A 15,216-nucleotide genomic window follows, 5' to 3' on the forward strand; every position below is an offset into this window, starting at 1 on the left:
GGGTCAGTTGCCGAGGTCCTCGTTTTCCGGAGCGGGAAACCATTCTGCGAGCAGGGCGTCGACCCGCTCAGCCCGGTGGGCGGCGAAGGCCTCGGGGGCGGCGTTCTGGTGGCCTTTGCCGACTTTGATGTCCATGTACCTGCCACAGCCCCAGGCATTGCACCGGATCTCAGTGGAGTACGAGTAGCTGTAGCCGGGGTGTTCGTGCTCAACCTGGCGGACGGCGGCCCTGACTGCCTCCTCCCTGGCCGCGAGTTCTGCTACTGCGGTGTCTCCTACCAGGGTGGTGAGGTCTGAAATTTCGATGCTCATGGTCTACGCCTTCGTCGCCGGTTCCTGTTGTCCATCATGTGTGCGGCATCACATATCTCACTCGACGCCGGGGACCACGGTTGCCGTCCATCGTGGAGAGGGCCAGGCGCAGTTGCTTCGCGCTGCTTTTCAGGGCGCCGCCAGGCATCGCGTAGCGGTCATCTAGCAGAGGTGTTCCAGGGGGCCGCGCGGTGCAAGGCGGCGAGGTTGCGGTGGACCGCGCGCTGGCCCTGCCGGTACTGCTTTTCTTCCCGGTTGGTCTGCCACCACCATTTGAGCCGCCCGAACAGGCCCCGGCCTTCTTCGGGGCTGGCGGGCCGTACCAGGGCACACTTGTCCTGATAGGCGCGGTCAGCGTCTTCGCGCCGGCCGGCGCACAGGTAGACGATTTCCAGGCGATCAAGGATCATCCAGGCCTGGGCGTAGCGGCCAGCTGCCTCCCTCAACATGTCCTGCAGCCGCAGAGCCTGGTGAGCGCAGACTTCGGGATCGTTCGAGCTGAACGGTGCTTCGGTAAGTCCGCCCCGCTGCCCGAACGGCCAGCGGCCCATCAGTTCTCCGCGGGGAGGACTGCCCCGGTCGATTCGATCGCATTGACGAGCATGTCGGTCATGATGAAGGGCGTGGTGATGCGGTCTGTGCTGGCCAACCGCTTCGAACGGTCGATGACCTGCGCCAAAGTGCGCAGAAGGGCGGTCTGCTGGTCCTGGTCGATGACGGCCCGTGTGTTCACCCGGTAGTAGGGGACGCGGCGGTTCCCCGAATCGAGGTCGTCGGCGCGGGTCCGCAGCCAGTCGGCGCAGCCGCGGATCATGATGCGCTTGAACCGGGGAGTCACCGATGCGTCAAGGTCCATGGCACCGGTGATGTCTTCCAAGGATGCACTGTCGAACCATTCCGCGAGGGAGCGCATGGCCGCCGCAGTCCGTTCCCGGACCAGGGACGCCATCGCTGCTTCGTGGTTGAGCGGTTCCAGGTAGCCGTCGCTGAGCCGTGCACGGTACTGGTCGATGAATTCCGGCACTCCGGCGGCTTCCGCGGCAGCCCGGGATTCGGCATCCCAGCTCATAAGCAGAGCCATGTTCACGTCGTAGATGGCGTCTGCCTTGATGGCGTTGAACTCCGGCATGGTGAGCCGGACACGGTCATCGGCGGCGTCGATTGCTGCGACCAGAGCTGTTGCCCGGGCGATGGCGGCCGCACGTGGCTGGCCGCCGAGTTCGTTCCAGCTGGTCTCGTCGTCGGCTTCCAGGCCGTGGCTGAGGTTGTAGTCGGCGCGGGCCGCAGCCTCAATGCGGGCGCTGGTCACGCCGCCCTGCGTTCGGAGGCAGTGCCGGTGGTGATGAGTCCGGCCTTGTCGGCGGCCTTGAGGATGTCGGTGATGGTGCCGGGGCCTACCAGCTTCAGCAGGGGGTCGGCTTCGTAGATCGCGTCAATGCGCGGGTCAGAGTTCTCCATGGGCACCATGTGTGCGGAGATACTGCTCCGGCTCACCACGCCTCCCCGGCAATATCGAAGTATTGCTTGACCTGGGCCCGGTAGGCGGCTGTCTCCTCTTGGAGGGTGAGGAGCCGGTCTTCAGCTTCGGTGATCAGCGCGCCGGTGTACGCACTGGTCCACAGAGCGCGCCCGCCGCGGCGGGAGAGCAGTCGCCGGCGGAAGCCCCTCGACTCCCAGGCTTTCTGGGCGGCCCGGCCGATGCTGGCGGCGGCGGTATCAGCAATAAGGGTGTAGTACTCGTACTCGCGTGTCCGGCCCAGCAGGGCAAGGACTGAGGCGTACCTCCGGGCGTAGACGTGCAACTGCTCGGGCTCACCCCAGGAGCCCTGAACCATGCCGCAGAGGAACCCGGTCTGGTATTCGAGGCAGTCCAGGTCCAGGGCGGTCAACGCCATGTCACGGTCCGTCCCTCGGCGCCCGTCATCCGGTGCGCGAGCCGGTCGGGGTGGTGCGGCTCCTCGCACCGCAGGATCACCGTTCCGGCCTTCTGCGGGTCAGCTTCGAACAGGTCCTTGACGGCGGCGCAAAAGTCGACACCGTGATCCAGGGCAGTTCTCTCAGTCATTGTCTGCAGGGCCCGTCCAGGTGCACGTGGTCTTGCCCTCGGCGTTGCGCATTCGGTGGCCGCCGCGGCGGTCGTGGTTCAGTGGCTTGTCACAGGTCAGGATGATCTTTCCGGCCAGCTCTGGGTCATCAACCATCAGGTCACGGACCCGGTCGCAGGTCGCTTCGGCGGGTGCGGGGGCGGTTGTCGTCATGTCCGTCATGTGTGCGGACATTCGGTGGGCCCTCTTCGCTCAGGCCGCCCGGGCGTGCTCAGCGTCGTCGGCCATGTCGACGGTCCATCCGTTGGCTTCGGCTTTGCGCAGCGCCCGCCGGACCCTCATCTGTTGAAGCGGCGTGTCCTGGGGCGGTGCGGTGCGACGCAGTCCGGTGTAGAGGCTGTCGATCCTGCGGCGCATTTCCTCGGTCGTGCCAAAGCCGCGCAGCAGCTTGTTGAAGGTCTGCCTCCCTACACCGCTGAGCTCGGACAGGTCCTCGGGGCACCAGCCGGCAGCCTGGAGCGCCATGGTCTGCAATCTGGGAACCGTCCCGTCGACCCGGGTGTCACCGGTGAGTTCCCAGCCGGCGATGTCTTTGTAGCTGATGGCGTTCAGAGCGTCGAGCGTGCTGGTGAGGACCCGCTTGACCGTCCGGCCGCCGGGGCCTCTGAGGATGTAGTGGAGGTTGGCGATGTTGACGGTACTCAGATCCGCCATGGCTTCCATGGTCAGGCCCGCTTCGCGCAGCTGGAATATTCGTTTCCGGGCCAGCTCGGCGTCGGCCCATTTCCTCGTGCGGGTCAGGTGGGCGGTGGAGCGGTAATACTCCCGGTTTGCGGTGCCACAGGGGATGCATCTGCACTTGTGATAGCCGTACATGTCCCGGGTTCCGTGCTCGTGGCTGGCTTTGGTGCAGTCGCAGATGGCCAGGTTTGTCGGCTCGGTAGCGGTAAGGCTTGAGGGCATGGAGCTCATGTGTGCGGACGGCCCGTCTTGGCTCATCGGTCAGTGCGCGCGGGAGTACCTGGCGTATTCGTAGTCGGTCGCGGTGTCCGCGGTCCAGCCGTTGGCCAGGGCGCGGTTCCGGGCGACGGTGGCCCGGCCCCGTTGGGCTGCGGTGTCCAGCGGCGGGGTGGTTCCGTGCAGTTCGGCGAAGATCGCGTCGATGCCAGCCCGCGCCGACTCAGTGATGTTGTTGCCGGCGAGGAGCGAGCTGATCGTGGAAGGGTTGATCCCGGTCCGGTTGGCGATCTCGCGGCCGCACCAGCCGAAGCTGTGCAGGGACTGGACCTGGAGGCGGGGGATCGTGCCATCGACTTTTCGGCCGGCAGGCTTTTCCACAGAGGCGATGTCCTTGAACCCGATGGCGTTCAGGGCACGGAAGGTGCTGGCCTGGACCATCTTGGGTTTCTTGCCGTTGCGGCCCTTGACCGCGAAGTCGATCACCTTGGCGTTCACGGCGCACATGTCCGCGATTTCCGCGACGGTCAGCCCGGCCGCCCGGAGCTTGCCGATGCGTGCACGCACCAGGTCCGCGTCCACCATTTCCCGGCGCGGGCGGTGCTTGTTGTACTCGCGGTTATACGCCCGGTTGGCTTCAGAGCATGGCGTGCAGCGACAGCGGTGATAGCCGTACATGCCGCGGGTTCCGTGCTCATGGGGCTCCCAGGCTTCGGTGCAGTCGCAGACGGCCAGTTCGGTCGGTGTGGTGGCGGAAGGGCTCGAGGGCATGAAGATTATGTGTGCGGATGCCGGGTCAAAGCTCACCGGACAAGACTAGTCCCCGGCACCGAATCGGCGCCGGAGATTACCGGAGGCGGTCAGGCTGACTGGGGCCCGTCAAAGTCGCGGGCGATACGGGTCAGCTGCCTGATGTCGGTGATCCCGGCTTCCATGCAACGCCCGAGCTCTTGGGCGACGTCGCTGACTCCCATCACGATCTGGATGGCGTCCAGCAACGCCAGGGAGACTGCGAGGTGGTGGCGGTGGCCGAGGGAACCCTGGGCCCGCGCTTCTCCGGCGCGGTGGGCGACGACAGCTTTCCGCAGCAGCTCGTGGAGAACCTCGTCGGCGACCTCACGGGGAGTCAGTGCCAGCGCAGTGGTGCCCTTGGCTGGGAAAGTGATGACGACGGTCATGGGTCCGGCTCCTGGATACTCGCAGATTGTCCTGTGCCGGCTATGTGTGCGGCCCGTCTCAATCACGTCACCGAAGCAGCTGTCAGGCTTCGTGCAGCTGCCAGCGTCCAGGGTGGATGCGGTGGGTGACGGCAGCGTTCGGGTCGGACTCCAGCGCGGCACCAAGTGCTTCGAGGGCCTGCGGGAGACTGTCATGGACGGTGACCGGCTTGTGGCTGTCCAGCCAGCCCTTCTCGTACAGCGACCCGATGCCGAATTGCTCGAGTGGCTTGTACAGCAGGATGATCGGTTCTTTGGCGCCGTCGAAGAGCTCCTGGTCGCTGGGGTCGGCCCGCCAGGATGAGGAGTGCCAAGTCCTGACGCCGTAGATGATGGACAGGGTCCAGGCGGTGCGGAAGTGTGGCTGGACTTCAGAGCGGACGAGAACCACCGAGTACTGGGGAAGGGCTGCCAGTTCCTCGAGCGATTCGATGGGCGTGCCGGGGAGCATTCCGGTCACCGATGGTTCAATAAGTGGCGTTTCAGACATGAGCGGGCTCCTTTTCGGAGATAAGGGCAGCGGTTTCGAAGACGTTCATTGTGTCCGGGACGCGGGTGGCTTCTCCGCTGGAGACGCTGACGAGGTAGTGGTTGCGGACGAAGGTGCGGCGGGTGTGGTCCAGGATGCCGTGGGTGACGCAGCGGAGGTCCGGGTAGCCGTACAGGGGCACGTCGCTAAGCAGCGGGGCGGATCCGTCCGGGTTCACGGCAGGCAGGTCCAAGTACTTGCGGAGTGATTCCTTTACGCCGGTCACGTCGGTCAGGGCGGTGGAATTGATGTGCCGTGCCAGGGCGCCGGCCTCGTCATCGCGGCCGAGGAAGTCTTGGGTCAGGGCGAGAATCCTGTGGAGTCGGGTGCCGAGTTGCTCGATACCGGAAGCGAGGTCTTCAACCGGGAAGTGGCTGGCCGGCACGATCTCCTGGTTCATGGACATGCTGCGGTGCTCGTCAACCGTGGCGGTCAGGTCGGCGCGGTCGAGCCCGGCGGTGCCAAGGATCGTATTCATCGAAGTCATGGATCCCATGTGTACGGACTCCCGGCGGAACCTCTCCGGGCGGGGCAGGTCCGTCAGACGGTCAGCCAGGAACGGAAAATGCGGCGCTGGAACAGCTCGTCCGGGACCCACTTCCACTGGTCGTAGTCGGGTGCCTGCCCGGCCAGGATGGAGGCCACAACTCCGGAGGGGTTTCCCAGGTGGTGCGCTGCGGCCCACGACGGCCCGGCGCCGATCAGCTGCCACGACCCCTCCGCAGTGAGGCCAACCTCGATGACGAAACCCGGGGGCCGGTGCCAGACGGTGCCGTCCAGGACCATCTGGGCGAAGTGCAGGGCAGCTCCGGCGCGGTCCTCATCGTCACCCTCGTAGACGTCGGTGCGCTTGCCCGGCTTGTGGGTGGGGTCGAAGCGCCGTCCAGGGTGTCGGGGACGACGTTGCTGGTGCCGGTCTCGACGGGGAGCATACCGGAGGATGCCAGGTGCCTGGCGGCCGCTGCAGGCGGGTGCGTGTCGCTGAGGACGAGGAGCCGGGTGAAGGTCAAGACGTGCCTTTCGGAAGCCAGAGAGTGATGAAGGAATTGCCGTCGCGCAGCAGCTGTGCTGACGTGTCGCCCCAGTCGGCGTCTGTGGTGCAGAACCAGCGCTGTTCATAGCGACCGTTGAAGAGCAGATTGCGCTTCTGGTAGGCGTGCGGGTTGCCGTCCGGGTTCATGATCATCGCCAGCAGCGGCAGCGCGTCCAGTTCCGCCTCGGTGGTCCAGACGCCGTCATGGACGACCTCTGGAACATCCGCAACCGGGTCCCAGAACGTCAGCACGGTGTCCGGCCGCAGGTACGGGTGGGAGCCGTTGACCAGGATGGCACCGTTTTTGAGGTGGTGGATGGTGTCGGCTTGGAACGTGGCCAGGCGCTGGCCGGGGCGGGAGGTCTTGTTCGCGTCCCGGTAGGTGTGGGACCGAAAGTAGTGGCCGCGGTGCTCAGACGAGAGCTCCCCGGCGAGGATGGTCCGTGGGACGTCAGGCATCGGCAGCTTCCCCGGTGTTCTGGCGTCCCTCAACGAAAGGCAGGGACTTCACGACGATTGCCCGGTGCCCATCAACCCAGGAAGTCCTGGAGTCGTCGCGGTTGGCGAAGCGCCGCCAGGAACCGGTCCTGTTGAGCTGGTCCATGTTGCCCAGCTTCACTTTGGTCTTGTGGTCGACAACCTCGGCTGTCATGATCTCGGGGTAGCGGCCGCCGGTGACATAGGTGACGATGTCGCCAATGGTAATTGTGGCTCCGCGGGCGTCAGTAGCAGTAATGGTCATGGGACCCATGTGTGCGGACAGACCCTCAAGGCTCCCCGGGGACGGGCTATGTGCGGCGGCGTTCCTCGGCCAGCTCTGCAGCCCTGAAATAGCGGCGCAGCTTCCGCAGCTTTTTCACTTGCTGCTCGGACCAGCCGAACTTGGCGGCGAGATCCTTCATGGCAGGACCGTCCCAACCGACAGCGATGCCGTAGATCCAAGCGGTGTCCTTGGACGCGCCCCAGTCCATCGAGCTGAAGCTCATCGCGGCGTGCAGGGCGCCGAGCGGGTCGGTGCCTGGTGCTTTGCTCACGGCCGGTCCTCCAGGCAGATGATCCGCTTCAGTTCTTCCTGGACTGCCAGGGAGTCAGGAAAATTGCCGGGTCGGCCAGCAGCATCCCAGCGCATGCAGAGATCGCTGATCGCGTCGCTGATCGTCTCCAGGAAGAAGATGACGTACGCCTCGTGCAGCGGCTTCTCCAGCGCCCATGATTCGCCGCGGGACCAAGCATCGAAGAGATCTTTGGAGGCGGCGAAGATCCGTTCGGCGTGCGGTGTCTCGGGGCGGGGCGCCATGGCGTCGACAGGGAACATGCCGATCTCCGGCTCGGGCAATTTCTGACCTCCGGTGTAGTCCTCCCAGCCGCCCATGATGCGGCGGCGCTGGACCGGGTGCCCCCGTTCGAGGACGATGTCGACCTGCGACTCGTCCAGCTCCATCCAGGTTCGGTCCCAGCCCAGGTTGTGCCGGTACTCGTACCCGGTGGCCGGCGGGTGCCCGGCCAACTGCTTCACCTCCGCGAGGAGGGCGTCGAAGTCCTTATCCAGGGAAGCTTCATGGCGTGCCGCCAGCGCGGCCAGGGCAGGGGAGAGGTTGTCCATGGGCCCCATGTGTGCGGAATGGCGCGTTCGGCTCCTCAGTGGCGGCGCCGGACGCAGGAAGGCCCGCCCCCGAGGTGGGAGCGGGCCTTCGGCGGATGTAGCTTGTCGGCCTAGCCCAGGGACCAGTGGACCTTGAGGGCTTTGGCGATCGGTCCCTTCTCGACGTCATTGCCGATGACTTCACCGGCTTCAGTGGTTTCACTGTCCATGGTGTTCCCCATCCTGGTCGAATCGATGACAGGTGTCCTTGTCCAACCTAATGGTGTGCGGAGGTGCCTTCGCTCTTCCTCATGCGACCAACAACCTCGTCAGGCTGCCGCTTCCACCTTGGCCAGCCGGGTGTTGAGCCGGTCAACCTCGTCGAGGACTTCCGTGGCGGCCCAGGCCTTGCTGCGCTTGCTCTGGGTGATGGGCGTGATGACTCCCGCGGTCGTGAGTCTGTCCAGTGCCCCGTAGACGGAGGTCTCGGCTACCCCGGCGATGTGCGCGGCGTGGTGTGCCTCGAAGACGGGGCGCTCCAAAAGCCACGGGATGATCTTCTCCTCAGCGGAGCCTTTGCGCGGCTTGGACATTTCCAGCCACAGCGCCGGCAGGGCATCCAGGGCGGTGACACTTTCCCTTGCGGCATCCGCGGCGTGCAGGGCCGAGTTGGCCAGGTAGAGCACGAACGGGTCGACGTCGCCGGTCCGGTAGTTGTTGACCAAGGTGAAATACCGCTGCACGTCGGCGACCATCGCCGAGGCAATGGGCGTAACGGTGTTTTTCGTCAGGCCGCGCCGGCGGGAGATAGCGCCGATCAGGGCGCGTCCGATGCGGCCGTTGCCGTCGGTGAAGGGGTGGATGGATTCGAACTGGGCGTGGGCAATCGCGGCCTGCGCCATGATCGGCACATCGTCGCGGTTGCAGAACGCCATGAGGTCCTCCAGCAGGCCGGGCACCAGGTCCGCAGGGGGCGGGACGTGGATGGCGCCGCGGGGCGAGTGGTCGCTGCCGCCGATCCAGTTCTGCACGTCCCGGATCTTCCCGGCATACGGACCGTCCAGTGGGTCGTCCTTCATCAGGGTGTGATGCGCCTTGAGCAGTGCCTCCATCCGCACGATGCCGCTCTTTCCGGCGTCGTCGATCATGAACTGCACCGCGTCGGCGGCCGCGACCATCGACCGAGCGTTCTCGCTGGCTTTCAGCCCGATCATGGCCTTGGCGTAGTCGTTCCGGTTCGCATCGACATGCTCGATCTTGGAGGACGATACCGCCTCGCTCCTCAGCAGGAACCCGCTGATGGCTGCCATCCGTGTACCAGCCGTGACATCCAGGGAAGCGACGGAAACTGCCGCTTTCTCCAGCGCGACGATGGTTTCCCGGCTTGGGCTGTACCATAGGCCGGCAATGGCGGGCGGGAGTGAGACCTCAACTTCGGTGAACTCACGGTCTTCGCGGGGCGCCCTCCCGGAGGACTTCCAAGGCATGGTCGTGGAACCGTGCGGCGGCCAGGCGTCAGTCATAGTGTCCCCGAAAGTCTAAATAAGGATGAAGTTATTTAGATTTTAGCCATCAAATCTAAATAGCGTGGCAGTTATTGCTCGTTTGCGAGCCGTGCTCGGCAACTCCACGAGCAGCAAGCAGCAGCAGCACGACGACGACGATGGTGACGACGGCGGTCACCGCGACGGCAGCGGCCGTGCCCGACTAAGGAACAAAGCGTCCGGCGCCCAAGTCCACTCCGAAGGTCCGGCTTCCTGGCTGGCCAGGATGGATTCGACGACCCCAGCGAGAGGGGCAGCGTGGTAGATGTTGCTGCTCCAAGCGGCGTTGGCCTCAATCAATGAGAAGCGGCCCTCTGCATCCTCGCCGACGTCCAGCACGTACCCGGGCGGTTGATTGGCTCCCATGGCGTCCACGACCTCCTGGGCGAACGCGGCGGCCGCCAGTGAATCGGGGCAGCGGTCCGCCTCGTAGGCGTCCCAGGTGATGGTGACGTCTTTGCCGTGAATGTCCGAAACGGTGGACAGGTAGAAGGACGAAGCGGTGACCTTCCCGTGCGCGATGAAGCAGTGGTATTCGCGGGAATAAGCCACCGGCTCGGAGCCGATGTAGTGCAGGTCCTCGTAGCCTGGTGTGAAGTTGAAGGTGCTGCCGACCAGGCGCTGGAAGTGGCCGCGGCCGATGTGGAGTCCCGCGGGGATGCCGGAGTGCTTGTGCTCAGCCAGTTTGTAGAACATCGGATCCGTGCCCATGTAGGGCATGTCTGCTATGCGTCCGGCCCACACCTTCCGGCCCAGGAACTCTTCGGGAACCTTGGTGATCCAGTCCGGTCCGGGGGAGAGGAAGGTGTGCTTGATGCCGGTCCTGGCCAGGCGCATAGCCCACGTCCAGGAACACCAAAGTGCGGTGCGGCCGTCCAGGGCAGGAGCGTCCAGGCCCACGGTGTGTTCGACGGCGATCGTGCCGGCCTTGCGCAGGTCCTCAGCAACCCATGCGGGGCTGGTGGTGACCAAGAGCTTGTCGTAGGTCAATCGCGATCCTCGGTGCGGGTGAGGCGTTTGCCTGCGCGGCGGGCGCGGCGCCGGAGTGTGGGCTTCTGGTTCCCGGTGTGGCAGTAGACGCAGCCGCCGTTGGCGGACTCGGGACAGTTCTTTCCCGAGTGCGGGCGGGCGCGCTGGTCCCGGTCTGTGCCGCTCATGACCAGCGGCGGGCGATGACCTGCCGGATGCCGTCACCTTCGGCAACGGAGCGCCAGGTGTCGTTGCCGGTGCAGGTCATCAGCTCGAACTCGATGCCCGGCTGGGCGGCCAGCACTCGTTCGGCGTAGCGGAGCGCTCCGTCTTCAGTGGACCAGACGGAAACGGATCCGGTGTCTTCGGAATAGGAGGACAGCAACGCACCCCAGACCTGAGTGGTCTCGACGGTCAGCGGCAGTGCCTGGGGACGGCGGGGGCGGGTCAGGGTCGTAGTCATGGGACTCATGTGTGCGGAAGTCCTTGTTGTGCTCACCGTTACGCGGCGTTGGTCAGCGGGACCCGGGGCTTGCGGGCTGGTCGGGGCGGGATCCGCACGAGGGGGGTCGGAGCTCCGACCCCCTGCTGGGCCGGACCGGACGATTCTGCCAGCGTGTTCCGTGTGGTGCGGTACAGGACGAAGCCCAGCCAGATGAACATGGCGCTGGCAAAGAGCCAGGCGGCGTAGGCATGGAAGAGGTAGGTAAAGAGCATGTCCCAGATGTGTGCGGAAAGGATGGTTCACCTCCACGCGGCCGCGGGACGGCAACAATCAGCGCCCGGTCTTCCAGCTGCACATCAGGGCTGCGGTCCCGCTCGTGCCGTCCCCTGCGGAATCGGTGACGCAGCTGATCCCAAATGAGGCAGGGCCGAAATGCAGATCCAGGCCGGCCGACGGCGTGGACGGCTTCGCTGCCTCTGGAGCTGGCGTAGGTGCGGCCGTCTCGTGGGCGGGCGTCACGTCCAGCGCACGGTCGAAGTCGGTCCCTGGGCTTTGGCAGCCGGTCAGCAGCAGTGCACCGCCCGCGAGGATCAGTGCGGAGGCAGTGCGCGCAAGGAAATGCTTCATGTGAGGCCATGTGTACGGACGGTTCCACACCGCTTCCCGGAGCGTACAATCGAATACACGTTCACATGGGGATAAGTCTGTGGAGAACACGTCTTCGAATGTGGAAAAGGGAGGGTCATGGGTGCCGTCGTCATCGCCGTCCTCGAATACGACCTCGACCCGGCTGGGCCGGCCGGTCCGCTCATCACCGCGGCGGCCGTGCCTGCCGGGTTCCCTAGTCCCGCAGAAGGATACTTCGACGGACGGGTTGACCTAAACAAGCACCTCATTAGGGACGTCACGAGCACCTTCCTTGTCCGTGTGTCCGGGTATTCGATGACAGGAGCCGGCATCTCGAACGGGGACGAGTTGGTCGTGGACCGGTCGCTGACGCCGGCGGACGGGAACGTCGTCGTCGCAGTCCTCGACGGGGAATTGACCATCAAGCGGCTCCGGATCGAACACGGTACAGTCCGGTTGGTAGCCGAGAACCCTGACTACCCGGACATCATCGTGCCGGAGCTGGCCGAGCTGAGCATCTGGGGTGTCGCCACCCGCTGCCTGCACCATGTCTGACCTCGCGACCTCGGAGCGCTTTGCCCTCGTGGACGTGAACTCGATGTACGTCTCGTGTGAGCGCGCGTTCGACCCTAGCCTGGAGGGTAGACCCGCTGTCGTTTTGAGCAATAATGACGGTTGCGTGGTCGCGCGCTCCAACGAAGCGAAGGCTCTCGGCATCGAAAATGGTGACCCCTGGTTCAAGCTGAAGGCGGACCCGAAGTTCGCCAGCGTCCAAGCCCTGTCCAGCAACTACGAGCTGTACGGCGATCTTTCGAGCCGCGTCATGGAGCTGCTGGGACGCTTCAGTTACGCGGTCGAAGTGTATTCGGTCGACGAGGCCTTCCTTAGGCTCCGCGGTACCCCGGAGGAGCTAGTGAAGACTGGGCGCGAAATCAAAGCAGCCGTCGCTAAGCATGTCGGCCTGCCGGTCTGCGTGGGCATCGCACCCACCAAGACCCTGGCAAAATTTTCCAACCGCGTCGCCAAGCAGAACCCTGCCCTCGGCGGCGTCTGCAGCTACGACACCCTGCCGGCCGCGCACCGGGACCACATCATGTCCAGGGTTCCCGTCACGGGCATCTGGGGAATCGCCGGCCGGCTCGGCAAAAGACTTAACGGCATGGGAATCTTCACGATTGCCGACCTGAAGGCGGCGGATCCAGTCGCCATGCGGAAGCGGTTCTCGGTGCTGATGCAGCGCACCATTCTTGAACTCAACGAGATCGCCTGCATCCCCCTGGAGACCGAGGTCGCGGCGAAACAGCAACTGATCTTCTCGAGGTCCTTCTCTACTCCCGTCACATCCTCGGCCAGGATGCACGAGGTAATGGCCATTTATGCACAGAGGGCTGCCATCCGCCTGGCCAAGGAAAACCAGCAGGCCAGGATCATGACCTGCTTTGCCGGCACCTCTCACTTCAACCCCACCGCCGCATCGTTCCCGTCGGCGACAGTCAAACTGCCAGCACCCACCGCAGACCCGGTGATTCTCACCAAGGCCGCTACAGGTGCACTGGAGGGCCGCCTGGTGGACGGGGTCCCATACGCGCGGGCGGGCGTCATGCTCATGGACCTCTCACCGGCCGGCGCCGCCCCGCAGCTGCCGGCGTTTGCGACGGCCCACGAGGAGAAGCGAATTGGCGCTCTCCTTGGGGACGTCCTGGACCGTTTCGGGTCAGGATCCATCGGGCTCGGGGTAGCGGGGCTCGTCACCGAGCCTGACTGGTCGATGAAGCGCCGGGCGCTGTCGCCGCGGTACACCACCGAATGGGCAGAGCTGCCAGTGGTGAAGGCTTGTTGAGGCACCCTGGTATCGCCTCGCCGTGTGGTGTCTGCTGCTGGGATTGACGGGCCTGTATCGTTCAAGGAGGGGGGTGGCGAACTATGGAAAATGGCGTGACAGATCGCCTTTGGGACAAAGACGTTCAAGAGTTCATCGACGCTTGTAAGCATGACAAGCTGGCCGACGTCGAAGTGGCGTATTCAGGCATCGGAAGCACGTTCCTGAGCGTCTCCGCCAGGTACCGGACCCGCCGGGGGCGACTCATGCCGATCGGCTACCGCTGGGTGACCTCAGAGAAGGGTCTTACTCACGCCGAGGTCTACCTGGGGACCGCGTCAGCGCCAGGCGCCCACGAAGCCAAGGACTTCTTCAGACTCGCCAGAAGGGCTGGCCTCTTTTGGGAGCGGAAGAGCGTTGCCTACGCGCTCCTGGCTGTGATGACTGTCTACTTCAAAGCCCATGCTGTTCGCGACCGTCTGCAACTGGAACACCTGAACGACCTGAAAAGGGACCAGGAGTTCAGTGCCACCCTCCTGCAAGGAGGCATCGACGACGGGCTGGATATTGATGCGCGGCGGGACCTCATCTCGCAGGCGCAGGACATGACCCTTCGCACGCTTAACGATCTGGCGCACCTCTACAGCGCACACTCGGGGCCAGACAGCACTTAGCCCTACGGCGACTAGTCGGCCAGGCCGTTCTTGACGCAGTCGGGGCAGTAGTCGGAGTGTGAAGTGTGGACCCAGCCCTCATCCAACTGGGCCTCGATCTCGTTGGTACCAGCCTCAAACGACGTGCTCGTATCCTCCGTGAGGTCGCACCCGTCACAGGTTATGGAAATCATCATTGACATAGTCAGTCCTCTGCTTTCGTAGTCCGGTTCTTGACTTCGGGGTATGCCAGTAGAAGGTCGCTTCGCAGTCAGTCCCCGTTGTGCGGGATGAGGCGGACCTTGGCTTCCCAGCCGAAGTAATCCCTCAGCGGCTCGTACCGCGGGGGCAGATAGCGGATGCTGTCGTAGTCGCCCTGCAACTCAGTGATCTCCATCAGCGGGACGCCAGCGGCTATGCGATCGTGCACCTCCTGCGGGTAGGTCTCGGCCCCAGTCAACAGCCCCGTGAAGTACAGCCGGCCGCCGCTGGACGATTCCAGGTTCACGGAGAGGAATTCGAGGCTGGCCAGCAGGCAGCGGTCGCCGTCATCTTCGACGGTGCCAGGCGGGGCGTAGGAGTTGAGCTCGAAGATGCTCCGGCCGTGGCGAAGGCCGCCCTCCAGGTCGGCTCCTTTGAGTGTCACGGGGGAGCGGAGGAGGTCGTCGTGTTCGTACCGGGGGACGCGGGCGTGTGGACTCGGCTCGATGTTGATGTAGGCGTCATAGAAGCCGTCACCGGTGATGGTCAAAGGAGTGAAGGTGCTCTCGTTAGTGTTCATGGTGCTGCCTTTCAGATGTGATGCCGGGAAGGTCATCCCGGATCCCAAGCAGGTAGTCATTCCGGATGGCGTCCTGTTCGAGCTTGGCCACCCGGTCCTTCTTCGCCTGGAGGCTGGCTTCGAAATCGGCCAGGTCGGCTCGGGCTTCGTCGAGGTCCTGCAGGCCCCGGCTCCGCTCGCCCGGAAGCATGTGGAGCAGGTGCCGTTCTACATTCGGTGCGAAGACGGTGTCCTCACCGGTGCGCTGCAGATGCTCGACCCGCATCCTGCGAATGGATTCCTTGTCTGATATGCGCTGAATCGACGGGCCTTGCTCCGGGGCGAGGTTGGTGGTCCGGATGATGGCGAAGCCGTTGACCATTTCGACGCCGGTGACGGCGTTGAAGCTCAGGTCATGGCGGGTGGAAACCCAGACGGGTGTGTCCCAGCCGGTAAGGAACTGGTCCTCCCGATGGTCGGTGAACCTGTAGGCCATGCCGAACGCGACCCGGCGGAGGTATTCGACATAAGCCCCTGCTGTGGCGGAGTCGTCATGTTCGTGCAGCGACGGGTCGAGGGCGAGGCCGTCAGCAAAGGGGCGGTGGCGGAACAGCCCGTTGAGCCGCTTGGTACTGCCGAAACCTGACACGTAGAGCTGGGCGTCACGGGGGACCGCATCGAGCGCTTCCACGAGACCACCGAGGGTGAGTTGCTGGGGTTCCAT

29 protein-coding genes are annotated in these 15,216 nt (G+C 64.7%); 3 read left to right on the forward strand and 26 right to left on the reverse strand.

Annotated features, from left to right (window positions below; translation table 11 throughout):
• Nucleotides 1-3: 3 nt before the first annotated feature.
• The 23 genes from HMI59_RS23450 to HMI59_RS23560 all read right to left on the reverse strand — a co-directional run bounded on the left by HMI59_RS23450 (nucleotide 4) and on the right by HMI59_RS23560 (nucleotide 11,260).
• Nucleotides 4-312 carry a hypothetical protein gene (locus HMI59_RS23450; protein ID WP_193593996.1) on the reverse strand — a complete coding sequence of 103 codons (309 nt, stop codon included), beginning with the start codon at nucleotides 310-312 and terminating at the stop codon, nucleotides 4-6.
• Nucleotides 313-470: 158 nt separating this feature from the next.
• On the reverse strand, nucleotides 471-863 hold the full coding sequence (locus HMI59_RS23455) for a hypothetical protein (RefSeq protein ID WP_193593997.1): 393 nt from the start codon (nucleotides 861-863) through the stop codon (nucleotides 471-473).
• Nucleotides 863-1,621, reverse strand: a complete 759-nt coding sequence (locus HMI59_RS23460; RefSeq protein ID WP_193593998.1) for a hypothetical protein — start codon at nucleotides 1,619-1,621, stop codon at nucleotides 863-865. Before HMI59_RS23460 ends, HMI59_RS23455 begins: the two co-directional genes overlap by 1 nt.
• A complete protein-coding gene (locus HMI59_RS23465) occupies nucleotides 1,618-1,770 on the reverse strand; it encodes a hypothetical protein (protein WP_193593999.1) in 153 nt (50 codons plus the stop codon). The genes HMI59_RS23460 and HMI59_RS23465 overlap by 4 nt, the downstream gene beginning before the upstream one ends.
• Nucleotides 1,771-1,802: 32 nt before the next feature.
• The gene (locus HMI59_RS23470) at nucleotides 1,803-2,207 is read right to left on the reverse strand and encodes a hypothetical protein (protein ID WP_193594000.1); all 405 of its coding nucleotides are present in this window, start codon (nucleotides 2,205-2,207) and stop codon (nucleotides 1,803-1,805) included.
• Nucleotides 2,198-2,377 (reverse strand): hypothetical protein, encoded by a 180-nt coding sequence (locus tag HMI59_RS23475; RefSeq protein WP_193594001.1) that lies wholly within the window; start codon nucleotides 2,375-2,377, stop codon nucleotides 2,198-2,200. The genes HMI59_RS23470 and HMI59_RS23475 overlap by 10 nt, the downstream gene beginning before the upstream one ends.
• Nucleotides 2,370-2,570, reverse strand: coding sequence for a hypothetical protein (locus HMI59_RS23480; RefSeq protein ID WP_193594002.1), 201 nt, complete (start codon nucleotides 2,568-2,570; stop codon nucleotides 2,370-2,372). Before HMI59_RS23480 ends, HMI59_RS23475 begins: the two co-directional genes overlap by 8 nt.
• Before the next feature lie 39 nt (nucleotides 2,571-2,609).
• Nucleotides 2,610-3,320: a hypothetical protein gene (locus HMI59_RS23485; protein WP_227471676.1), complete on the reverse strand. Its 711-nt coding sequence runs from the start codon at nucleotides 3,318-3,320 to the stop codon at nucleotides 2,610-2,612.
• Nucleotides 3,321-3,359: 39 nt separating this feature from the next.
• On the reverse strand, nucleotides 3,360-4,085 hold the full coding sequence (locus HMI59_RS23490) for a hypothetical protein (protein WP_227471677.1): 726 nt from the start codon (nucleotides 4,083-4,085) through the stop codon (nucleotides 3,360-3,362).
• An 89-nt stretch (nucleotides 4,086-4,174) separates the two neighbouring features.
• Nucleotides 4,175-4,492: a hypothetical protein gene (locus tag HMI59_RS23495; RefSeq protein ID WP_193594004.1), complete on the reverse strand. Its 318-nt coding sequence runs from the start codon at nucleotides 4,490-4,492 to the stop codon at nucleotides 4,175-4,177.
• Nucleotides 4,493-4,574: 82 nt separating this feature from the next.
• A complete protein-coding gene (locus HMI59_RS23500; RefSeq protein WP_227471678.1) occupies nucleotides 4,575-5,021 on the reverse strand; it encodes a hypothetical protein in 447 nt (148 codons plus the stop codon).
• Complete coding sequence (locus HMI59_RS23505) at nucleotides 5,014-5,547, reverse strand: hypothetical protein (RefSeq protein WP_193594005.1); 534 nt, start codon at nucleotides 5,545-5,547, stop codon at nucleotides 5,014-5,016. Before HMI59_RS23505 ends, HMI59_RS23500 begins: the two co-directional genes overlap by 8 nt.
• A gap of 53 nt (nucleotides 5,548-5,600) precedes the next feature.
• On the reverse strand, nucleotides 5,601-5,846 hold the full coding sequence (locus tag HMI59_RS23510) for a hypothetical protein (protein WP_193594006.1): 246 nt from the start codon (nucleotides 5,844-5,846) through the stop codon (nucleotides 5,601-5,603).
• A 220-nt stretch (nucleotides 5,847-6,066) separates the two neighbouring features.
• Nucleotides 6,067-6,552: a hypothetical protein gene (locus tag HMI59_RS23515; RefSeq protein WP_193594007.1), complete on the reverse strand. Its 486-nt coding sequence runs from the start codon at nucleotides 6,550-6,552 to the stop codon at nucleotides 6,067-6,069.
• Nucleotides 6,545-6,835, reverse strand: a complete 291-nt coding sequence (locus HMI59_RS23520) for a hypothetical protein (protein WP_227471679.1) — start codon at nucleotides 6,833-6,835, stop codon at nucleotides 6,545-6,547. The genes HMI59_RS23515 and HMI59_RS23520 overlap by 8 nt, the downstream gene beginning before the upstream one ends.
• Nucleotides 6,836-6,881: 46 nt before the next feature.
• Nucleotides 6,882-7,127 (reverse strand): hypothetical protein, encoded by a 246-nt coding sequence (locus tag HMI59_RS23525; protein WP_193594009.1) that lies wholly within the window; start codon nucleotides 7,125-7,127, stop codon nucleotides 6,882-6,884.
• On the reverse strand, nucleotides 7,124-7,696 hold the full coding sequence (locus HMI59_RS25855) for a hypothetical protein (protein ID WP_227471680.1): 573 nt from the start codon (nucleotides 7,694-7,696) through the stop codon (nucleotides 7,124-7,126). The genes HMI59_RS23525 and HMI59_RS25855 overlap by 4 nt, the downstream gene beginning before the upstream one ends.
• Nucleotides 7,697-8,004: 308 nt before the next feature.
• Nucleotides 8,005-9,198 carry a Fic family protein gene (locus HMI59_RS23535; RefSeq protein ID WP_193594010.1) on the reverse strand — a complete coding sequence of 398 codons (1,194 nt, stop codon included), beginning with the start codon at nucleotides 9,196-9,198 and terminating at the stop codon, nucleotides 8,005-8,007.
• A gap of 156 nt (nucleotides 9,199-9,354) precedes the next feature.
• Complete coding sequence (locus HMI59_RS23540) at nucleotides 9,355-10,209, reverse strand: ATP-grasp domain-containing protein (RefSeq protein WP_193594011.1); 855 nt, start codon at nucleotides 10,207-10,209, stop codon at nucleotides 9,355-9,357.
• Complete coding sequence (locus tag HMI59_RS23545) at nucleotides 10,206-10,376, reverse strand: hypothetical protein (RefSeq protein ID WP_193594012.1); 171 nt, start codon at nucleotides 10,374-10,376, stop codon at nucleotides 10,206-10,208. The genes HMI59_RS23540 and HMI59_RS23545 overlap by 4 nt, the downstream gene beginning before the upstream one ends.
• Nucleotides 10,373-10,651, reverse strand: coding sequence for a hypothetical protein (locus HMI59_RS23550; protein ID WP_227471681.1), 279 nt, complete (start codon nucleotides 10,649-10,651; stop codon nucleotides 10,373-10,375). Before HMI59_RS23550 ends, HMI59_RS23545 begins: the two co-directional genes overlap by 4 nt.
• A gap of 38 nt (nucleotides 10,652-10,689) precedes the next feature.
• Entirely contained in the window at nucleotides 10,690-10,905 is a 216-nt protein-coding gene (locus HMI59_RS23555; RefSeq protein ID WP_193594014.1) for a hypothetical protein, read from the reverse strand.
• A gap of 58 nt (nucleotides 10,906-10,963) precedes the next feature.
• Nucleotides 10,964-11,260, reverse strand: a complete 297-nt coding sequence (locus tag HMI59_RS23560) for a hypothetical protein (protein WP_193594015.1) — start codon at nucleotides 11,258-11,260, stop codon at nucleotides 10,964-10,966.
• 117 nt (nucleotides 11,261-11,377) lie between these two features.
• Between HMI59_RS23560 and HMI59_RS23565 the strand changes: the two genes are divergently transcribed.
• The 3 genes from HMI59_RS23565 (at nucleotide 11,378) to HMI59_RS23575 (ending at nucleotide 13,753) form a co-directional block, all read left to right on the forward strand.
• Nucleotides 11,378-11,815, forward strand: coding sequence for a LexA family transcriptional regulator (locus HMI59_RS23565; RefSeq protein ID WP_193594016.1), 438 nt, complete (start codon nucleotides 11,378-11,380; stop codon nucleotides 11,813-11,815).
• Nucleotides 11,808-13,100 (forward strand): Y-family DNA polymerase, encoded by a 1,293-nt coding sequence (locus HMI59_RS23570; RefSeq protein WP_193594017.1) that lies wholly within the window; start codon nucleotides 11,808-11,810, stop codon nucleotides 13,098-13,100. Before HMI59_RS23565 ends, HMI59_RS23570 begins: the two co-directional genes overlap by 8 nt.
• Nucleotides 13,101-13,195: 95 nt before the next feature.
• Complete coding sequence (locus tag HMI59_RS23575; RefSeq protein WP_193594018.1) at nucleotides 13,196-13,753, forward strand: hypothetical protein; 558 nt, start codon at nucleotides 13,196-13,198, stop codon at nucleotides 13,751-13,753.
• Nucleotides 13,754-13,764: 11 nt separating this feature from the next.
• Here the strand turns inward: HMI59_RS23575 and HMI59_RS23580 are convergent, their stop codons facing one another.
• From HMI59_RS23580 to HMI59_RS23590, 3 genes are all read right to left on the reverse strand, one after another.
• Nucleotides 13,765-13,935 carry a hypothetical protein gene (locus tag HMI59_RS23580; protein WP_193594019.1) on the reverse strand — a complete coding sequence of 57 codons (171 nt, stop codon included), beginning with the start codon at nucleotides 13,933-13,935 and terminating at the stop codon, nucleotides 13,765-13,767.
• Nucleotides 13,936-14,003: 68 nt separating this feature from the next.
• Nucleotides 14,004-14,513, reverse strand: coding sequence for a hypothetical protein (locus HMI59_RS23585; RefSeq protein ID WP_193594020.1), 510 nt, complete (start codon nucleotides 14,511-14,513; stop codon nucleotides 14,004-14,006).
• Complete coding sequence (locus HMI59_RS23590) at nucleotides 14,503-15,216, reverse strand: hypothetical protein (RefSeq protein WP_227471682.1); 714 nt, start codon at nucleotides 15,214-15,216, stop codon at nucleotides 14,503-14,505. The genes HMI59_RS23585 and HMI59_RS23590 overlap by 11 nt, the downstream gene beginning before the upstream one ends.

This window comes from Paenarthrobacter sp. YJN-5, from assembly GCF_015040095.1.
GTDB lineage: Bacteria > Actinomycetota > Actinomycetes > Actinomycetales > Micrococcaceae > Arthrobacter > Arthrobacter ureafaciens.